Origin of the sequence: Micromonospora sp. URMC 105 (assembly GCF_051386295.1) — a bacterium.
GTDB lineage: Bacteria > Actinomycetota > Actinomycetes > Mycobacteriales > Micromonosporaceae > Micromonospora.
In genome coordinates this window covers 1-19,076 of sequence record NZ_JBPQTL010000106.1, presented here as the reverse complement: position 1 = coordinate 19,076, position 19,076 = coordinate 1, and the positions used below count along the sequence as shown (strand labels likewise).

17 protein-coding genes are annotated in these 19,076 nt (G+C 74.6%); 8 read left to right on the top strand and 9 right to left on the bottom strand.

Going from position 1 to position 19,076, the window contains the following annotated elements:
* From ACSNN7_RS24910 to ACSNN7_RS24895, 4 genes are all read right to left on the bottom strand, one after another.
* On the bottom strand, positions 1-1,186 hold a 1,186-nt coding region (locus ACSNN7_RS24910), incomplete at its 3' end, for a cellulose binding domain-containing protein (protein ID WP_436683362.1).
* Between the two features lie 133 nt (positions 1,187-1,319).
* Positions 1,320-2,735 carry a carbohydrate-binding protein gene (locus ACSNN7_RS24905; RefSeq protein ID WP_436683361.1) on the bottom strand — a complete coding sequence of 472 codons (1,416 nt, stop codon included), beginning with the start codon at positions 2,733-2,735 and terminating at the stop codon, positions 1,320-1,322.
* A 74-nt stretch (positions 2,736-2,809) separates the two neighbouring features.
* Positions 2,810-3,553, bottom strand: coding sequence for a YidC/Oxa1 family membrane protein insertase (locus ACSNN7_RS24900; RefSeq protein WP_436683360.1), 744 nt, complete (start codon positions 3,551-3,553; stop codon positions 2,810-2,812).
* A gap of 91 nt (positions 3,554-3,644) precedes the next feature.
* A complete protein-coding gene (locus ACSNN7_RS24895) occupies positions 3,645-3,959 on the bottom strand; it encodes a DUF6412 domain-containing protein (RefSeq protein WP_436683359.1) in 315 nt (104 codons plus the stop codon).
* 159 nt (positions 3,960-4,118) lie between these two features.
* Here ACSNN7_RS24895 and ACSNN7_RS24890 point away from each other — a divergent pair, with 159 nt between their 5' ends.
* The 4 genes from ACSNN7_RS24890 to ACSNN7_RS24875 all read left to right on the top strand — a co-directional run bounded on the left by ACSNN7_RS24890 (position 4,119) and on the right by ACSNN7_RS24875 (position 9,084).
* Positions 4,119-5,255, top strand: coding sequence for a carboxylate-amine ligase (locus ACSNN7_RS24890; RefSeq protein ID WP_436683358.1), 1,137 nt, complete (start codon positions 4,119-4,121; stop codon positions 5,253-5,255).
* Positions 5,256-5,280: 25 nt separating this feature from the next.
* Positions 5,281-6,651 (top strand): FAD-dependent oxidoreductase, encoded by a 1,371-nt coding sequence (locus ACSNN7_RS24885; RefSeq protein WP_436683357.1) that lies wholly within the window; start codon positions 5,281-5,283, stop codon positions 6,649-6,651.
* A 79-nt stretch (positions 6,652-6,730) separates the two neighbouring features.
* A complete protein-coding gene (locus ACSNN7_RS24880; RefSeq protein ID WP_436683356.1) occupies positions 6,731-7,684 on the top strand; it encodes a hypothetical protein in 954 nt (317 codons plus the stop codon).
* 533 nt (positions 7,685-8,217) lie between these two features.
* A complete protein-coding gene (locus tag ACSNN7_RS24875; protein WP_436683355.1) occupies positions 8,218-9,084 on the top strand; it encodes an aminoglycoside phosphotransferase family protein in 867 nt (288 codons plus the stop codon).
* A gap of 6 nt (positions 9,085-9,090) precedes the next feature.
* On the opposite strand, the gene ACSNN7_RS24870 is transcribed toward ACSNN7_RS24875, so the two are convergent.
* Entirely contained in the window at positions 9,091-9,900 is an 810-nt protein-coding gene (locus ACSNN7_RS24870) for an Fpg/Nei family DNA glycosylase (protein WP_436683354.1), read from the bottom strand.
* 117 nt (positions 9,901-10,017) lie between these two features.
* On the opposite strand from ACSNN7_RS24870, the gene ACSNN7_RS24865 reads away from it, so the two are divergent.
* The 3 genes from ACSNN7_RS24865 (at position 10,018) to rocD (ending at position 13,183) form a co-directional block, all read left to right on the top strand.
* Positions 10,018-10,812: a thrombospondin gene (locus tag ACSNN7_RS24865; protein WP_436683353.1), complete on the top strand. Its 795-nt coding sequence runs from the start codon at positions 10,018-10,020 to the stop codon at positions 10,810-10,812.
* 344 nt (positions 10,813-11,156) lie between these two features.
* Complete coding sequence (ddaH, locus tag ACSNN7_RS24860; protein WP_436683363.1) at positions 11,157-11,972, top strand: dimethylargininase; 816 nt, start codon at positions 11,157-11,159, stop codon at positions 11,970-11,972.
* A complete protein-coding gene (gene rocD / locus ACSNN7_RS24855) occupies positions 11,969-13,183 on the top strand; it encodes an ornithine--oxo-acid transaminase (RefSeq protein WP_436683352.1) in 1,215 nt (404 codons plus the stop codon). The genes ddaH and rocD overlap by 4 nt, the downstream gene beginning before the upstream one ends.
* A gap of 67 nt (positions 13,184-13,250) precedes the next feature.
* Here the strand turns inward: rocD and ACSNN7_RS24850 are convergent, their stop codons facing one another.
* Both ACSNN7_RS24850 and ACSNN7_RS24845 read right to left on the bottom strand, forming a co-directional pair.
* Positions 13,251-14,402, bottom strand: a complete 1,152-nt coding sequence (locus tag ACSNN7_RS24850) for an FHA domain-containing protein (RefSeq protein WP_436683351.1) — start codon at positions 14,400-14,402, stop codon at positions 13,251-13,253.
* Positions 14,399-14,692 carry a 4a-hydroxytetrahydrobiopterin dehydratase gene (locus ACSNN7_RS24845; RefSeq protein WP_436683350.1) on the bottom strand — a complete coding sequence of 98 codons (294 nt, stop codon included), beginning with the start codon at positions 14,690-14,692 and terminating at the stop codon, positions 14,399-14,401. Before ACSNN7_RS24845 ends, ACSNN7_RS24850 begins: the two co-directional genes overlap by 4 nt.
* A 212-nt stretch (positions 14,693-14,904) precedes the next feature.
* Between ACSNN7_RS24845 and ACSNN7_RS24840 the strand changes: the two genes are divergently transcribed.
* Positions 14,905-15,675 carry a hypothetical protein gene (locus ACSNN7_RS24840; protein WP_436683349.1) on the top strand — a complete coding sequence of 257 codons (771 nt, stop codon included), beginning with the start codon at positions 14,905-14,907 and terminating at the stop codon, positions 15,673-15,675.
* Positions 15,676-15,706: 31 nt separating this feature from the next.
* On the opposite strand, the gene ACSNN7_RS24835 is transcribed toward ACSNN7_RS24840, so the two are convergent.
* Both ACSNN7_RS24835 and ACSNN7_RS24830 read right to left on the bottom strand, forming a co-directional pair.
* Positions 15,707-16,753: a fatty acid desaturase family protein gene (locus tag ACSNN7_RS24835; RefSeq protein WP_436683348.1), complete on the bottom strand. Its 1,047-nt coding sequence runs from the start codon at positions 16,751-16,753 to the stop codon at positions 15,707-15,709.
* Between the two features lie 121 nt (positions 16,754-16,874).
* Positions 16,875-19,076 (bottom strand): SCO7613 C-terminal domain-containing membrane protein (locus ACSNN7_RS24830; RefSeq protein WP_436683347.1); only part of this gene is annotated, 2,202 nt, incomplete at its 5' end.

Sequence of the window (19,076 nt, the reverse complement as noted above, 5' to 3'; positions counted from 1 at the left end):
CCGGCCCGGCGGGCAGGCCCAGGCCGACCTGGTCGGGGCGCAGGCCCGCCTCCAGCTGGATGCAGGCCAGGGCGACGATGAAGTTCACCGTGCCCTGCGAGTACGCGGCGTTCTGGTCGCAGCCGAGCATCGCCCCGGAGTTGTAGAACTGGGTGTTGACCACGGTGAGGATGTCCCGGATGTCCAGCGCCAGCTTGAAGTAGCCGGTGGTGGGCGACTGCATGTCGATGGTCTGCGGTGCCATCGTGATGATCAGGCCGGCGCCGACCTTGGCCCGCAGGGCGCGCAGCGCCTGGGCCATGTACGTCGGGTTGAGCCCGTTCTCCAGGTCGATGTCGACCCCGTCGAAGCCGTACCGGCCGATGAGGGCGTGGACGGTGTCGGCGAAGGCGGTGGCCGAGGCGGCGTCGTTGACCGCGACCCGGCCGGTCTCGCCGCCGACGGAGAGGATCACCTTCTGGCCGCGCGAGCGCAGGGTCTGCACGTCGGCGCTGAACTGCGCGTCGGAGTAGCCGCCGAGGGCGGCCGACAGGCCCGGGTCGACGGCGAACGTGACCGCCCCGGGCGTGGCGGTGGCCTCGGCGAAGGAGACCGCGACGATGTCGTACTCGGTGGGGACGTCGCGCAGTCGCAGCTCGACCGCCGGGTTGTCGAAGTTGTGCCAGTAGCCGGTGAGCAGGTGCTTCGGCAGCCCGCCGGTGGGCGGCGGAGTGGTCGGCGGCGGAGTCGTGGGCGGCGGGGTGGTCGGCGGCGGAGTGGTGGGTGGCGGCGTGGTGGGCGGGGTGGTGCTGCCACCGCAGGGCGCCCCGTTGAGCTGGCAGTTGGCCGGGGTCCCGGAGCCGGAGGCGAGGAAACCGAACGACACCGAGGCGCCCGGGGCGACGGTGCCGTTCCAGGACCGGTTGGTGAAGGTGTACCGCTGGCCGGAGCTGGTGAGCAGCGCGTCCCAGTAGGTGCCGACGGTGGTCCCGGCGGGCAGGTCGAAGGAGACCGTCCAGGCGGAGATGGTGCTGGAGCCGCCGTTGGTGATCGTGTACTTCCCCTCCCAGCCGCTGCCCCAGTCGGCGGTCCTGGTGAAGCCGGCGGTTGCCCCGGCCGCGTACGCGGGCAGCGCGACCCAGGCCGCGCCGAGGGTCGCGGCCAGGGCGGCGACCAGGGAAAGGAGCAGGGTTCTGGAACGCGTCATGCGACCCTCCGGACTGCCATTGATCCATGGATGTCGACGTGCGCGCTTATTATTAAGACTGTTAACTGATTCTGTCCAGAGTGGTCGCACCACCGATCGGGGCCCGCGTACGCCGACGCGGGCCCCGGTGGCGTCAGCGCCGGAAGGTGAACCAGTTGACGTTGACGAAGTCGGCGGGCTGGCCGCTGCTGAAGGTCAGGTAGACGGTGCGCCGCCCGGTCACGGTGCCGGCGACGTTGCCGGGTACCGAGCGCCAGCTCTGCCAGCCGCCGGTGTTGGCGATGGCGAAGCTGCCGATCGGCGCGCTGGTCGGGCTGTCCAGGCGCACCTCGACCAGGCCGCTCACCCCGCCGGCCGCCCCGGAGGCCACCCGGGCGACGAAGTCGCGCGGCGGGGTCGCCCCGAAGTCGACGTTGTCGTAGCGGACCCAGTCACCGTTGCGCAGCGCGCCGATGTTCTGCCCGCCCTCGGTGCATGCCTCGACGATCACCCCGTTCTGACCGGTGAACGCCTCGGCCTGGATCGTGGAGTACGCGTCCACCCCACCCGACGGTGGCGGGGTGGTCGGCGGCGGCGTCGACGTCCCCCGGCGGTAGACCGCCACGTAGTCGACCAGCATCGAGCGGCCGGAGACGGTCGAGGCGGTCGGCGTGGCGTAGCCGGCCACCCCGTTCGGGAACGAGCCGCCCATCGCGACGTTGAGCAGCAGGAAGTAGCCCGCGTGGTTGGTCATCTGGGTCCAGTACGGCTCGCCGACCTGCTGCTGCCCGACGGTGTGGTAGAGCTGCCCGTCGACGTACCAGCGCAACTGCGCAGGGCTGACCGAGGCGTCCCACTCGAACCGGTAGGTGTGGAAGGCGGACTGGCAGGTGCTGCCGGGGCAGGGCCGCGAGTTGCCGAGCCCGCTGAACTCGTTGCACGGGCCGCCCGGGGCGTACCCGCAGTGCAGCACGCCCCAGACCTGGTTCAGCCCGTTGACGTTCTCCATCACGTCGAACTCGCCGATGCCCGGCCAGTTCTGGTAGTTGCCCCGGTACGGCGAGCCGAGCGCCCAGAACGCCGGCCAGTACCCGGCGGCCTGCGCCCCGGTGACGTTGGGCATCTGAATCCGCCCCTCGATGGCGAGCACTCCCCCGGCGGGCGGCTTGAAGTCGGTGCGGACCGTCTCGATCCGGGCCGAGGTCCACCGGCCGGCGGCGTCCCGGACCGGCGTGATCCGCAGGTTGCCGGCGCCGTCGTGGGCGAGGTTGGTGGTGCTGGCGGTGTACGTCTGGATCTCGCCGGTGCCCCAGTTGGGCGGGCCGCCCGGGTAGCTGGTGCCGGTGTCGATGATCCAGTTGGCGGACGACGGCAGGGTGCCGGCGCCGCCGGTGAAGTCGTCGCTCCACACCAGGTTCCAGCCGGACGGAGGCGGCGGGACGGCGGCGTGCGCGGTCACCGTCACGCCGGCCAGCGCGGTGGTGGTGACGGCGAGCGCGACGGCCAGGGGGAACCGTCGGCGGGACCGGCGGCGCAGGGGGGCGGCGGGGGCCGCCGGGACAGGGTTCATCGGGGTGCCTCTCTGCGGGGACGGGTCGAGAGAGCGCTCTCAGAGCGATTTGTACGCCGACTCCCGGACAGATGTCAACGCTTGTCGATGGCTTGCGGCTGCGGCCGGCGCAACACCACCTGCTCCAGCGCGGTCCACGCCGTCGTGGTCACCAGGTACAGCACCGCCGCCAGCGGCACCACCAGCGCCACCAGCACCGTCGCGTACGGCAGCAGCGGGATCAGCCGGCCCAGGGTGGCCGCGCCCGGGCCCTCGATCGGCGAACCGGCCACCGTGCCGGTCGCCGCCGCGGCGCGCTTCGCCCGACGGGACGAGAACCAGGCCAGGCCGGTCAGCACCACCAGCAGCGCGCCGAAGACCAGCACCACCGGGCCGGAGAGGCCGTCGCCCAGGTGCCAGCCCAGCGGCACCCCGGCCAGCCGCTCGTCCAGCAGCCCGGCCCCACCCTCGCCGGTGGCGAAGAGCCGGTACATGACCAGGAAGAACGGGGCCTGGAGCAGGGCCGGCAGGCAACCGGCGACCGGGCTGGCGCCGGCCCGCCGGTAGAGCCCGAACAGCTCCGACTGCAACCGGGCCGGGTCGTCGGCGTACCGCTGCTGGAGCTCGCGGACCTCGGGGGCGAGCGCCGTGCGGCGCCGCTCGCCGCGGACCTGGGCCAGGGTGAGCGGCGAGATCAGCAGCCGGACGGCGATGGTGAACAGGACGATGGCGGCGGCGGTGGCGGCCCCGCCGGTCAGCGGCGCGAGCGCGTCGGAGAGCCAGGTGACGGCGGCGCCGGCGGCGACCACCGCGTCGTGCACGGGTGAGAAGGCGAGCATGGAGTGACCCCTCGGTCCGATTCCGGATGTCCCGCGGTGGTGTCCGGCGGGACGGATGACGACGGAATCGGCCGGGCGACGACGCGCGGGTTCAGCCCGCGACCGGGCGCCACCCGGCCGAGGGACGCCGCCCCGGTGCCCGGGGACGGGGCCGGCCGGCCGCGTCCGGATCGACCTGGCGGGGCACCCGCCGCCGGCGGGCCCGCTCCCGCAGCCCCACCGCCCGCCGGCCAGCACGGGCCGGCCCGGCCACCCGGCGGGGCCGCGCCGCCAGCAGCGCCGCGAGCAGCAGCGCGGCCACCACCGCCGCGCCGGCGAGGAGCTCGGCCGGGCGCTGGCCGAGCAGCGTCAGCTCGGTGAGCGTGTACGCCCACAGACCCGTCACCGCCACCAGCAGACCCGGCACGCAGATCAGCCTAGGGTCCGTCGTCCACCCACCTCGCCGGATCGGCGACACGCGCCACGACGCGCGAGAGCGACGTTTTCCGCCGCCGCCACGTTGGGTAACCAGAGCCCGACCGGCGCGGACGGACCGTGCCCGGCGCGAACGGACGGTGGTGGCGCGATGACCAGCCAGGTGGCGGAGGCGAGCCCGACGGCCCCGAACGGCACCGATCTGCTCACGGTGGGTGTCGAGGAGGAGTTCCTGCTCGTCGACCCGCACACCGGCGCCGCGGTGCCCGCCGTCGACCTGGTGATGGAGCAGGTGCCGGCCGAGCTGCGCGGCCAGGTGGAGCGGGAGTTCCAGACCAGCCAGATCGAGATCGGCAGCCCGCCCGGGCTGGAACTGAGCTCGATCCGCCACTCCCTCGGCGTGCTGCGGGCCGCGCTCGCCGACGCCGCCGAACGCGCCGGCGTCCGGCTGCTCGCCATCGGCACCGGCCCGGTCGAGGGCCCGGTCCCGCCGGTCGTCGACAAGCCCCGCTTCGACCAGATGATCGAGCGGTTCCGGCTGCTGGTGCCGGGCCCCGGCAACAACGGCATGCACGTGCACGTCGGTGTCCCCGATCCGGAGACCGGCGTCCAGGTGCTCAACCACGTCCGGCCCTGGCTGCCCGTGCTGCACGCGGTGACCACCAACTCCCCGTTCGCGCGGGGCGAGGACACCGGCTACGCCAGCTGGCGCTCCGTCGAGTGGGAGCACTGGCCGTCGGTCGCACCCACCCCGTTCCTGGAGTCGCACGAGCACTACCAGCGACTGATCCGGCAGCTCATCGCCAGCGGCGTGATGCTCGACGAGGGGATGCTCTACTGGTACGCCCGGCTGTCGGCGAAGTACCCGACGGTGGAGATCCGCATCGGCGACGTCTGCCCGTCGCTGGACGACGCGGTGCTGGTCGCGGCCATGGTCCGGGCCATGGTGGCGACCGCGATGACGGACATCGCCGAGGGCCGGCCGGCGGTCAACACCGATCACCACCTGCTGGTCGCCGCGCACTGGCGGGCCGCCCACGACGGGCTGGAGGGCGAGGGCGTCGACCTCACCAACGGCGAGCTGCGGCCGGCCTGGGCGCTGCTCGACGCCCTGGTCGACCGGGTACGCCCGGCCCTGGAGAGCCACGGTGACTTCGCCGAGGTGACCGACCTGCTGGCCGGGCTGCGCCGGCACGGCAGCGGCGCCGCCCGGCAGCGGGCCGTCTTCGCCCGGACGGGCCGGCTGGAGGACGTGGTGGCGGACGTGGCGCGACAGACCCGCGGATGATCCCGTACGTGGAAGACTGGTCACCGTGGCACAACGGCTGATCGTCATCGGCGGGGACGGTGCGGGCATGGCCGCGGCCTCCCAGGCTCGCCGCCGCCGCGGTGCGGACGACCTGGAGATTGTCGCGTTCGAGCGGGGACACTTCACCTCGTACTCGGCGTGCGGCATCCCGTACTGGATCAGCGGAACGGTCGCCGAGCGGGACGAACTGATCGTCCGCTCCCCCGCGACCTTCCGCGACAAGCACCAGATCGACGTGCGGATCCGCACCGAGGTCACCGGCATCGACCTGGACCGCCGCGAGGTCGTCGCCCGGGACCTGGAACGCGGCGGCGAGCTGCGCGAGCGGTTCGACACCCTGGTGTACGCCACCGGCGCGGTGCCGAAGAAGCCCGACTGGGCCCGCGGCGACGTGGCCGGCGTCTTCGGCGTGCAGACCCTGGACGACGGCGCGGCGGTGCGCGACTGGCTGGACGGCGAGCCGAAGCCGCGCCGGGCGGTGGTGGTCGGCGGCGGCTACATCGGGGTCGAGATGGCCGAGGCGATGGTCCAGCGGGGCCTCTCCGTTACCCTGGTGGAGCAGGGCGAGCAGCCGATGTCCACCGTCGACCCGGACATGGCCGCCCTGGTCGCCACGGCGATGCGCGGCCTCGGCATCGAGATCCGCACCGGCGTCGAGGTGACCGGGCTCTCCGAACGCGACGGCCGGGTCGCCGCGGTGCTCACCAGCGACGGGTCGCTGCCGGCCGACCTCGTGGTCCTGGGCCTCGGGGTGAGCCCCAACACCGCGCTCGCCGCCGCCGCCGGCCTGCCGGTGGGCACCACCGGCGGGATCCGGGTGGACCGGCGGATGCGGGTGCCCGGAGTGCCGGACGTGTGGGCGGCCGGGGACTGCGTGGAGACCCTGCACCGGGTCAGCGGGATGTCGGTGCACGTCCCGCTCGGTACGCACGCCAACAAGCAGGGCCGGGTCGTCGGGATCAACATCGGCGGCGGGTACGCCACCTTCCCGGGCGTCATCGGCACCGCCGTGACCAAGGTCTGCGACCTGGAAGTGGGGCGGACCGGGCTGCGCGAGCGGGAAGCCTCGGCGGCCGGCTTCGAGTTCATCACGGTCAAGGCCGAGTCGACCAGCCGGGCCGGCTACTACCCCGGAGCCCGCCCGATGACCGTCAAGCTGATCGCCGAGCGTCCCACCGGGCGGCTGCTCGGCGCGCAGATCGTCGGCCGTTCCGAGGCGGCCAAGCGGATCGACGCGCTGGCCGTGGCGCTCTGGAACGGCATGACCGTGGACGACATGACCGCGCTGGACCTCGGCTACGCCCCGCCGTACGCGCCGGTGTGGGACCCGGTGCTGATCGCCGCCCGCAAGGCCGTCGACGCCCTGGCCCGCTGACCGCACCCTGTCGGCTTCGGGTGCAGTTCTTGTCGCCCGGACGACAACCGTTGCACCCGAAGCCCGGTGTCATGGCGGAATGCGGATGCCGGGTGACGACGCGTCGGGGTTGGACTGGTTGCTGTTCACCCAGTCGGGGGTGCTCACCTGGGGACAGGCGACCCGGGAGCTGGGTCCGTCGGCGGTGCGGCACCGCCTCGCCACCCGACAGTGGCACCGGATCTGCCGAGGGCTGCTCCGGGTGGGCGACCCGCACGCGACGTTTCACCGGGAACAGCAGTGGTGGGTGGCGGTGCTCGCCGCCGGGGAGGGCGCCGTCCTCGCGGGACTGGCCGCGGCGCAGGCCGCCGGGCTGCGCGGTCACTGGCGGTACGAGATCGTCGACGTGCTCGTGCCGCACGGTCGGCGGGCGCCGGATCTGCTGCGTCGGCTTCCACCGGGGCTCCCGGCAGTCCGGGTCCGCCGCACCCGCGACCTGCCGGCCGAGGACCGCCAGCGCGGTCACCCCGACCGGACCGGCATGGCGCGTTCCCTGGTGGACGCGGCCGGGTGGGCCCGCACGGACGAGCAGGCGCAGGAGATCCTGGCGGCCGGCTGCCAACAGCGCCGGGCGACGCCGGACGAGATCGGCGTGGTGCTGCAGCGGATGCCACGGGTCCACCGGCGGCTCCTGATCCGGCAGACCCTGCGCGACATCGCCGGCGGAGCCGAGGCGCTGTCGGAGATCGATCTGGTCCGGCTCTGCCGGCGGCATGGTCTGCCTGTCCCGGAGGGGCAGGAACGGCGGCGCGACGCCGACGGGCGCGTTCGCTACCTGGACGCCTACTGGCGACGCTGGGGCCTGCACGTCGAGGTCGACGGCGGGCACCACATGGACGTCCGGTACTGGGCGGCGGACCTGCGGCGGCAGAACCAGATCTGGATCGAGGGGGATCGCATTCTCCGATTCACCGCCTTCGACGTCCGCTGCCGGCCCGACGAGGTGGCGGCCCAACTACGCGCCGCGTTGACGGCCGCCGGCTGGCGCCCCTGACCCCGCGCACTCCGGGTGCGTTTGTTGCCGTCCTGACGACAACAAACGCATCCAGAGCCACGCGGGTCTCGCTGCCCTCGCCGTCGTCGCCGGGGACACCGGCCGGCAACGCCGAGCGCGCACGGCCGCGGGTTTGGGTGCAACTGTTGCCGTCCCGGCGACAAGAAACGCACCCAGAACCGTCAGCGCCCAGGGCGACGCCCGCGGATCTGACCGCCCTCGCCGTCGTCGCCGGGGACAACAGCCGGCAACGCCGAGCCCGCACGAGCGCGGGTTTGGTGCACCTCCTGCCGTCCCGGCAACAAGAAACGCACCCAGAACCCGCAACGCCCGGGGCGACGCCCGCAGGGCTGACCGCCCTCGCCGTCGTCGCCGGGGACACCGGCGGGCAACGCCGAGCCGGCACGGGCGCGTGTTTGGGTGCATCTGTTGCCGTCCAGGCGACAAGAAACGCACCCAGAACCGGCAATGCCCGAGCGGCGGGGGCAGGGTGGCCGCCGTAACAGGGTGGGCCGGGCGGGCAGGATGGCCGGATGGAGATCCCGGAGGCACTGTCCTGGGTGCGGCGGAGGCCGACCGGCCCGGACTGGCTGGCGACACTCCCCCGGTGGCGCGACGAGTGCGCCGCGCGCTGGTCGCTGCGGCTCGGGCCGCCCTTCCGGTACGCGTTCGCCTCGCTGGCGATGCCCGCCACGCTGCCCGACGGCACTGCGGCGGTGCTGAAACTCCAGTACCCGGAACCGGACAGCCGCCACGAGGCCGACGCGCTCGCGCACTGGGCCGGCGACGGTGCGGTACGCCTGCTCGGCCACGACCCGCAGCGCCGGGCGCTGCTGATCGAGCGGTGCCTGCCCGGCTCGCCGGTGCACCGGCTGCCACCCGACGAGGCGCTTGACGTGGTGGTCGGGCTGCTGCCCCGGCTGTGGCGGCCGGCCGGCGCGCCGTTCACCACGCTCGCCGAGGAGGCGGGCGGCTGGCGGGAGCGGCTGCCGGGGAACTGGGAGCGGGCCGGCCGGCCGTACGAGCGGCGGCTGCTCGACGCCGCGCTCGGCCGGCTCGCCGACCTCGTCGACGACCAGGGTGAACAGGTGCTGGTGAACCAGGACCTGCACGCCGGAAACGTGCTGCGCGCGACCCGCGAGCCGTGGCTGGTGATCGACCCGAAGCCGCTGGTCGGCGAGCGGGAGTTCGGGGCGGTGCCGATCGTGCGCGGCCCGGAGCTGGGTCACTCGCCTGCGGCGCTCCGGCGGCGGCTGGACCGGGTCACCGGCGTGCTGGGGCTGGACCGGGAACGGGTCCGGGGCTGGGCGATCGCGCAGACGCTGGCCTGGAGCACCGACGGGGAGGTCGTCTTCCCGAACCAGGTCGAGTCGGTCCGCTGGCTGCTCGACGGCGGTTGAGCGGGGTCAGCCGGCCTGGCAGGTGGCGCACCAGTAGAGGTTGCGCCCGGCCAGCGCGCCCTGGCTGACCGGCGTGGCGCAGACGTGGCAGGGGTCGCCGGGGCGGCGGTAGACGTACACCTCGCCGCCGTGCCGGTCGACGCGGGCCGGGCGCCCCATCGCCTCCGGCAGGTGCGCGTCGCGGACGGTGTCGATCCGGCCGCGCGCGACGGCCAGCGTCATCAGCGCGACCAGGTCGGCCCAGAGCGTGTCCCAGCCGGCCGGGGTCAGCTCCCGGCCGGGCAGCGTCGGCGACAACCCCGCCCGGAACAGCGCCTCGGTGACGAAGATCAGCCCGGTGCCGGCCACCACCGACTGGTCCAGCAGCAGCGCGGCGAGCGGGGTGGGGCTGCGCCGGATCCGCTGGTAGGCCCGTGCCGGGTCGGCGTCGGCGCGCAGCGGGTCGGGGCCGAGCCGCTCGCGCAGCGCTACCACCTCGGGCGGGGTGAGCAGCTCGCAGGCGGTGGGGCCGCGCAGGTCGAGCCAGTGCCGGTCGCCGGCGAGCCGCAACCGGACCTGCCCGACCGGGGGCGGCGGCTCCCCCGGCCCGTCGCTGAACTTGCCGTACAGGCCCAGGTGCACGTGCAGGGTCAGCTCACCGGCGTAGTGGTGCAGCAGGTGCTTGCCGTACGCCTCGGTGCCGTCGAGGACGGTGCCGGAGAGCCGGGCGGCGCCTTCGGCGAAGCGGCCCTGCGGGCTGGCGGCGGTCACCTTGTCGCCGGCGAACAGCTCGGCGTGCCGGGCCGCCAGGCGGTGGATGGTGTGTCCCTCTGGCACGCCGGCAACGGTAGCCCGGGTGTGGCGGATCGGACGGCTGGGTACCACCGCGGTGATACGCGTGGCAGCCCACCGGCGCTTCCGAGGCCTCCACGCACCCATCAGGAGGTGTTCGAGATGAAGATTCCTTCGCTGTCGCGCCGGACCGAGCCGGCGCCCACGACCGACCAGAACGGTGACGGCCGCGTCGACGGAATAGACCGGGTCGGCGGCGACCGCCCGGCCGGCCAGCCGGTGGTCACCGACCGGGACGCCGAGCAGACGACGTACCGCAGCAGCGCGCTGGCCGGCGACGGCGAGCGCGACGCCGACGCGGAGCGCCGGGCCGCCGAGCGCGGCGCGCTGGCCCGCGCCGCCATGATCCGCCCGACCTCGCCGGGTGGACCGTCCGGCCGGGTCGCCCCGGTCGACGACGAGCCCCGCCGTACCCCGGACCGGCTGACCGGCGCGGACCCGGACACCCGAGCGGCCACGCCCCTGGCGGACCCCGCTGCGGAGCGGACCGTCGACCTGAACCACGACCGCGACGCGACCCGCACCGTGGACCGCGACGAGGCCCGGCGGGAGACCCCGGTGGTCGCCGGCCCGAAGCCGCGGGCCAGCTTGCTGGCCACCCTGGGTCTGATCGTCTCCGTGGTCGGTGCGCTGTTCGTGCTCACCGGCACCCTGGCCGGGTACGGCATCGCGGTCGGCGCGGCCGGCGCGGTGCTCTCCGTCCTCGGCCTGATGGCGACCCGGCGGCGGCACGTGGCCGGCAAGACCGACGCGCTGATCGGCATCCTGCTCGGCCTGGCCGCCGTGGTGCTCGGCGTGGTCGCGATGACCGGCCAGTTCGACTGGCCGACCACCGACGGCGACTGGGTGGCTCGGTTCCGGGAGTGGCTCGACTCACAGTTTGTGGACCGCTTCTGACGGGCACTTTCCCGCTCGCCGGTGGTGCGCCGGCGACGCCCGACCAGCCTGGTGGTTCACCAGCCGGGCACGCATCCTTTCGGGGGCGGCGGTTCGCCGCCCCCGAAGCGCATCCGGGGCCGTCATCTCCCGTCACGGGGGTGGCGGCCCCGGCGTCGTTTCGCCTGGGTGAGCGTGAACGCAACACATCGCCGCCCGCCGGGCGCTAGACGCAACGATCCGTCGGCGTACGCAACTCTCGGCGGTGGATGTCGTCGGCCGGTCCCGCATACCGTTGACGAACGGCGCCAGCCCGTCGGCCGAGGTGGCCGGGCGCGCCCGACCCCCAGGAGCAGGACATGACGATGGACGCCAGCAGCCAGCGCTTCCTGATGTGCCGGCCGACGTACTTCGCCGTCGACTACGCCATCAACCCGTGGATGGACCCGACCGCACCGGTCGACGCCGACCTCGCCATCCGGCAGTGGGAGCAGCTGCGCCAGACCTACCTCGACCTGGGCCACTCCGTCGAGCTGATCGAGCCGGTCGCCGGCCTGCCGGACATGGTCTTCGCGGCCAACGGTGGCACGGTGATCGACGACAAGGCCATGGCGGTGCAGTTCCGCGACCCGCAGCGCGCCGACGAGGCCCCCGCCTACCGCGCCTGGTTCGAGGCCGCCGGCTTCGAGATGTACGACCCGAAGCACGTCAACGAGGGCGAGGGCGACGTCCTGCTGGTCGGCGACTACCTGCTGGCCGGCACCGGCTTCCGCACCGCGCACGCCTCGCACGCGCAGCTGCAGGAGGTCTTCGGCTACCCGGTGATCACGATGCAGCTGGTCGACCCGCGCTTCTACCACCTGGACACCGCCCTGACCGTGCTCGACGAGCGGACCGTGGCGTACCTTCCGGAGGCGTTCTCTCCCGGCAGCCGGGCGGTGCTGCGCCGGCTCTTCCCGGACGCGGTGCACGCCACCATGGCCGACGCCGAGGTGCTGGGGCTGAACGCGGTCAGCGACGGCCGGCACGTGGTGCTGCCGGCGCAGGCCACCGACCTGGCCGCGAAGCTGCGCGACCGGGGCTACGAAACCATCGGTATCGACCTGTCCGAGCTGCGCAAGGCCGGCGGCGGACCGAAGTGCTGCACGTTGCGACTCCGTCAGGGAAAGGCGAGCAAGTGATCGAGGACATGCTGCGGACTCCGGCCGCGGTACGGGACGCGGAGAAGCACACCGCGCACAACTACCACCCGCTGCCGGTGGTGATCTCCTCCGCCGAGGGCGCCTGGCTCACCGACGTGGACGGCCGTCGCTACCTGGACTGCCTGGCCGGCTACTCGGCCCTGAACTTCGGCCACCGGCACCCGACGCTGATCCGGGCCGCGCACGAGCAGCTCGACAAGCTGACGCTCACCAGCCGCGCGTTCATCCACGACCAGTTCGCCGACTTCTGCCGGGAGCTGGCCGAGCTGTGCGGCAAGGACCTGGTCCTGCCGATGAACACCGGCGCCGAGGCGGTCGAGACCGGCGTCAAGGTCGCCCGCAAGTGGGGCTACCAGGTCAAGGGCGTCACCCCCGGCCAGGCCAACATCGTGGTCGCCGAGGGCAACTTCCACGGCCGGACGACCACCATCGTCAGCTTCTCCACCGACGAGGACGCGCGCGCCGACTTCGGGCCGTACACCCCGGGCTTCACGGTCGTCCCCTACGGCGACCTGGAGGCGCTGGCCGCCGCGATCGACGAGAACACCGTCGCGGTGCTGCTGGAGCCGATTCAGGGCGAGCAGGGCGTCGTGGTGCCGCCGGAGGGTTACCTGCCGGGCGTGCGCCGGGTCTGCACCGAGCGCAACGTGCTCTTCATCGCCGACGAGATCCAGTCCGGCCTGGGCCGGACCGGGCGCACCTTCGCCTGCGACCACGAGGGCGTCGTGCCGGACATGTACCTGCTGGGCAAGGCGCTCGGCGGCGGCATCGTGCCGGTCTCCGCGGTCGCCGCGAACGCCGACGTGCTGGGCGTGCTGAAGCCGGGCCAGCACGGCTCGACCTTCGGCGGCAACCCGCTGGCCTGCGCGGTCGCCACCGAGGTGGTCCGGCTGCTGGCCACCGGCGAGTTTCAGCGCCGCTCCGCCGAGCTGGGCGCGCGGCTGCGCGCCGGCCTGGAGGGGCTGCTCGGCAAGGGTCTGGTCGCCGTCCGGGTCCGGGGCCTCTGGGCCGGGGTGGACATCGACCCGGCGCTGATGAGCGGCCGTCAGGCCTGTGAGCGGCTGATGGAGCGGGGCGTCCTGGCCAAGGACACCCACGGCTCCACCATCCGGCTGGCCCCGCCACTGGTGATCACCGAGGACGAGATCGACCACGCGGTGGCCCAGCTCGCCGCCGTGCTGGCCGGCTGACACCTCGTACGCGAGAGGCGGGCGTCGGGACCACGGTCCCGGCGCCCGCCGTCGTCTGCGCGGTTGCTCAGGCGCGGGGCAGGCGCATCGCCATGGTGGGCGCCTCGGCCATCACCGAGGTCGGGGTGAACGGGGCGCCGGTGGGCAGTTCCTTGGCCCGGCCGACCTGGACGCCCGGGTAGAGCTCCACCATGTCGGCGCCGCCGAGCACCCGGGACTGGTTCGGCGCGAGCGGGATACGCTCCGCCTCGGTCATCGAGCCGTTCGGGCGGATGCCGGAGCCGTTGGTGCTCACGTCGGTCACGATCACCTCACCGACCCGCAGCTCCAGCCGGATGTGGTTACGGCTGATCCAGCGTCGGGCCTCGTCGTTGAGCCACTGGCCGAGCACGATCCCGCCGTTGCTCTCGGGCGCCCGCCCGACCAGCACCGGCTGCTCCTCGGTGAGCACGAACCGCCGCCGGACCAGCCCGCCGATCCGCACCGCCAGCACCTCGCTGCGGGGGCGCGGCCCGGCGTCGCCGAGCCGGGTGCCGTGCCGGGGGCAGGTGGGCACCCCGTTGCGCAGCGACGGTGGCGGCTGGCCGGCGGGCGCACGCTCGACCCGGGCCAGGTCGGCGAAGGCGCCGCCGCCCCCGCCGCCGCCGAAGAGCGCGCAGCCCGGCTCCGGGCAGCGCCACTGCCGGGCCAGCAGCTTCGCCCCGACCGGCGAGCGGTCCCCCTCGACCGGGGTCGGGGCACCGCCGACGTGGGCGACGAAGACCGGGCCACCGGCGCCGGGCACCGGCGCGAGCACCCGCCCCGGCTGCTCCACCAGCCACGGGAACCGGCCGCGCAGGCCGTCGAGGCGGACCCGGGTGAGCACCGGCAGGCCGAGCAGGTCGGCCACCTCCAGCATCCGGTCGCCCGGATTGTCCAGCACCTCGACCAGGCCGTCGTCGGCCCAGCGCCGGACCACCATCCGCTCGTTGGAGGTGAGGTCCGCGTCGGAGAGCAACGCCCGGTGCACCACGGCGTAGACCGGGACGCTGTCCTCCTCCAGCTCGCGGGAAAGGGCGTCGATCACCATGCCCAGCCGCAGCAGGCTGGCCGGCCGGCCTCCGTCGAGGTCCTGGTAGCGGATCACCTCGGCGAGGTCGAGGACCGCCCGGGCCAGCGACGGGTCGGTGCAGACCCGCCCCTCGATGGCGTCCAGGACCTTGCTGATCTCGAATCTCATCGGGCGCTCCGGACGATGTCGTCGATCTGGCGCGCCAGCTCCACGTCCCGGTCGGTGACGCCACCGGCCGAGTGGGTGACGCAGCGGAAGGTCACGGTCCGCCACCGGATGTCGATGTCGGGGTGGTGGTCGAGTCGCTCGGCCACCTCCGCCACCCGGTCGACCACCGCGATGGCCGCCGGAAAACTGTCCAGCTCGACCACGCGGCTGATCTGAGTCGGGTCGCCCGACCAGTCCGCCAGCCCGCCCAGCTTCTCTTGCACCGCCTCGGCGGTGAGCAGGTCTGTCATGGCCCGACCCTACCGGGACCGGATCGGGCGGGCCGGACCCGCCGCAGCCCGGCCGGCCTGCCGAACCGGGTGTGCCCGGCGGGTCACCGACGGCGACGACGGGTGGACATCGACGCCCGACTGTCGCTTCCGCCCGCTACGCTGACCGACGGCCCGGCCGGTGCGGGCGGCACGCACCGCGCCGGCCCACCCTTCACGAGGAGAAATCCACAATGAACACTCGACGGCTGGCGACCACGGGGGTCGCGCTCGTCGCCGCGCTGGGTCTGCTGACCGGCTGCGGCAACCAGACCGGAGCGGACGCTCCAGCCGCCGGCGGCAGCGCCGCGAGCGTCGCACCGAGCAGCAGTGCGAAGACCGCCCCGCTCGACGAGTTGACCGCCGCGGCGCTCAAGCTCAACGAGGCCAGCGTCCGGGCCACCATCTCGTCGTCGGTGCTCAACGGCGGCGGCCTGATGGACCCGCGCACCAAGGCGATGGACATGACCCTCGACATGGGCAGCCAGGGCAAGGTCCGGATGATCACCCTCGGCGACGACGCCTGGATGAAGATCAGCGGGATGGCCGGCGCGCCGAAGAAGTGGCTGCACATGGACGCCACCAAGCTCGGCGCCAGCGGCCAGATGAACCTGATGCCGGACGGCGACCCGGGCGGCGCCCGACAGATGATCAAGGGGGTCACCGAGGTCGAGAAGACCGGCGACCACGCCTTCGCCGGCACCCTGGACTACAGCAAGGCCAAGCCGGACGACAAGGGCATCAAGGCGCTCGGCGCCAAGGCCAAGGCGGTGCCGTTCACCGCAAAAACCGACGACCAGGGCCGGCTGATCGAGCTGGTCGTCGACACCACCGTGCTGTCCCCCGCGGCCGGCAAGCTGAAGACCACCTACACGGACTTCGGCGCGGCCGTCGCCCCGCAGAAGCCGCCGGCCGCCCAGACCCAGGAGGCTCCGGCGGAGCTGATCAAGGCGTTCGGCGGCTGACCGCCCCGCACCCCGACGCGCGTACGCGGGGTCAGCCGCGCAGCGGCCGGCCCACCTCGTGCAGGTGCGCCAGCGCCTGCCGGTACGACTCCACCAGCCCGGTCTCGGCGTACGGCACGTCGCGCTCGGCGCAGTACGCCCGCACGATTGGCTGCGCCCGCCGCAGGTTGCCCCGGGGCATGTTCGGGAACAGGTGGTGCTCGATCTGGTAGTTGAGCCCGCCCAGCGCGACGTCGACGACCCGCCCGCCCCGCACGTTGCGCGAGGTGAGCACCTGCTTGCGCAGGTAGTCCAGGTCGTCGTCCTCCGTCGGCATCGGCATGCCCTTGTGGTTCGGGGCGAACGCGCAGCCCATGTAGAGGCCCCAGAGTCCCTGGTGGATGGCGATGAAGGCGAGCGCCTTCGCCGGCGACATCACCGCGAAGATCAGCCCCAGGTAGCCGACGGTGTGCGCGACGAGCAGCAGCCCCTCCACGCCCCGGTGCCGCATCGGCGTGGACCAGCCGCCGCCCGACCGGCCGACCAGCGCCCGGATGCTGGCCACGTGCAGGTGGAAGCCCTCCAGCAGCAGCATCGGAAAGAACAGCCAGGCCTGCCGCCGCGCCAGCCAGCGCAGGTAGGGCGGGGTCGCCGCGGCCTGCTCGTACGTCCAGACCAGCGCGCCGCCGCCGACGTCCGGGTCCTCGTCGGTGTGGTTCGGGTTGGCGTGGTGCCGGTTGTGCTTGTCGACCCACCAGCCGTAGCTCAGTCCGACCGACAGGTTGCCGGCGAGCAGGCCGGCCAGCTCGCTCGGGCCACGGCGGCGGAACATCTGGCGGTGCCCGGCGTCGTGGCCGAGGAAGGCCACCTGGGTGGTGGCGACGGCCATGACCACCGCCATCAGCAGCTGCGCCCACGAGTCCCCGACCGCCACCACCGCGGCCCAGCCCGCCAGGAAGAAGCCGGCGGTCAGCGCGATCCGCGTCGCGTACCGGCCGGGACGGCGTTCCAGCAGGCCGGCCTCGTTGATCCGTCGGGACAACACCGCGTAGTCACTGCCGCGTCGTACCGGTTGGTCCGCCACCGCTGAACGCGCCATCTCCGCTCCCCTGTCCTCGGTCCGGGCCGCACCCGTTGGCGGGCCCACCTGAATTGTCGCGGCGACGGTTGCGCGGCGTAATCATGGCAACACCCCGATTCGAGGTGGTGTTGCCCCTACCTCAGCCCATCCGGCCGACGGCCGCGCGCAGCCGGGTCAGGTCCCGCCGACGCCGCTCGTACGTGGCGGCGAGGGCGATCAACGCGAACCCGCCCGCCGCCAGGAAGATCCACCGGGGCAGCAGGTCCCAGCCCCGGACCAGCTCGTGCAGGGCCAGCAGAGCCAGCGTCGTGCCCCCGAGCACCACCGGCGCCTGCCAGCGCCGGGTAGCCCCGGCGAGCACCACGCCCAGCGCCGCGACCCCGAGCAGCAGCCGTCGCCAGGGCTGCGGTTCGGGGGCGACCAGCACCGACACCAGGCCGGGCAGCAGCCCGGCGGCGAGCCCCGGGCCGAGCGCCGGCCAGCTGGTCAGCCCCGGTCGGCTACGCAGAGCAACCACTCCGGCGACCAGCGCCAGCGCCGCCGCCGGCAGGGTGTACGCCTCCAGCAGCACCACGCCGCCGTCGGCGAGCAGCAGCCAGGCGCCGAGCAGCTCACTGCCGCCGGCGATGCCCGCGAAGGCCCACCGCCGCTCGGCGGACTCGCCCCGGCGCAGCACCCGCAGCGCCACCGCCACGCCCCAGAGCACGCAGACCGCCGCCGCCTGGCGCGGGGCGGGCGCGGTGAGCAGCAGCGCCACCAGCGCCACGGCCTGCGCGGCCCCCTCCGCTGCCCGCCCGGCGACCGGCGTGCGCCGGGCCAGCGGCGGCGCGACGGAGAGCGCCGCCGCCGCCACCGCGAGCACGGCGAAGCCGGCGGTGTGCAGCGGCAGCCCGGCGGCCAGCGACGCGGTCACCGCGAGGCCGGTCGCCGCGCCGACCGCCACCAGGCAGCCGGTCAGCCGCACCTCGGCGCGCCGCCCGGCGACGCCGGCCACCACCGCCGCCACGACCAGCAGGGCCAGGCCGGCGAGGGTGCCGGCCCGGGTGGCGGCGAGCCCGGTCAGCCCGGCCAGGGTCCAGAGCAGCCCGACCGGCACCGCCACCGCGCCCAGCAGGGGACGCGGGGGCGACAGCGCGGCGGCCAGCAGGGCGGCCAGGCCGATGAGCAGCGCCACCGCGGGCACCACCGGCCAGGGCGCACCGGCGGTGACCAGCAGCACCGGCAGCGCGGCGGCGGCGAAGGGCAGCGCCGGCAGGGCCACGACGGCCCGGCCGGCCTGGGCCTGCCGGGCGGCCAGCCCGGCGGCGGCCAGCACCAGCAGGGCCGCCCCGGCGGGCCAACCGCCGGGCAGCGGCGCGGTCGCGGGTACGCCCGCCCAGGGCTCGACCGCCCCGTCGTACGGGGAGAAGAGTGCCGTCAGGGCCACCGGGGCGGCGGCGAGCGTGGCGACCACCGCCAGGACGGCGCCCACCGCCCGCCCGGCGACCGACGCCGGAGCGTCCCGGTCGACGACCGCCAGCGCCAGCGCGGCGAGCGCGGCGTAGAGCGTGACCGGCTCGGCGGCCGGTACGACCACCGGCGCCAGGCCGCCCACGCCGAGCGCCACGGCGGTCGCGGTCGAGGCGTACCCGTCGAGGTCGGGCCAGTGGCGGCGGACCGCGCCGAGCGCGACCAGCGGCAGCACGACGGCGGCGAATCCGGCCCGCAGCTGCCACCAGGGCGGCGACCCGGCGGCGAGGAGCGCGACGACCGTCCCCGCCGGCCCGGCGAGCAGCGCCACCGCGAGCCCGCTCCCGGCGACGGCGTGCTGCGCCGGGGTCCCCCGGCGGGCGAGGGCCGCCACCGTGAGCCCGGCGGGCAGCAGCACCCCGAGCGCCGCCAGCATGCCGCCCGGGGCGGCCAGCGCCACCAGCAACGCGTGCCCGAGCAGCGCGGCGCCGGCCAGGGAGCCGACCAGCACGGCCGGGGTGCGGCGACCCGGGTGGACGACGGCGAGCAGCAGCCCCGCCCCGACGGCGAGGTCCACGGCGAGCGCCGCCGGCCACGACGTGGCAGCTACCGCCGGCAGGGCGAAGGCGGTCAGCGCGACACCGGCGAGGGCGGTCACCGAGCGGGCGGCCCGGGGCAGCAGCAGGCCGATCGCGGCGGCGGTCAGCGCGACGGCGACCGGAAGCTGCCAGCCCCAGCCGTAGGCCGGGCCGGCGGCCGCGCCCCGCCACGCGGGCAGCGAGCGGGCCACCGCGCCCCCGGCGACCAGCAGGGTGGCCAGGACGCCCACCTGGGCCAGCCCACCGGCGACGATCAGCGCACCGACCCGGGGACCGGAGCGCAGCCGGGCCGG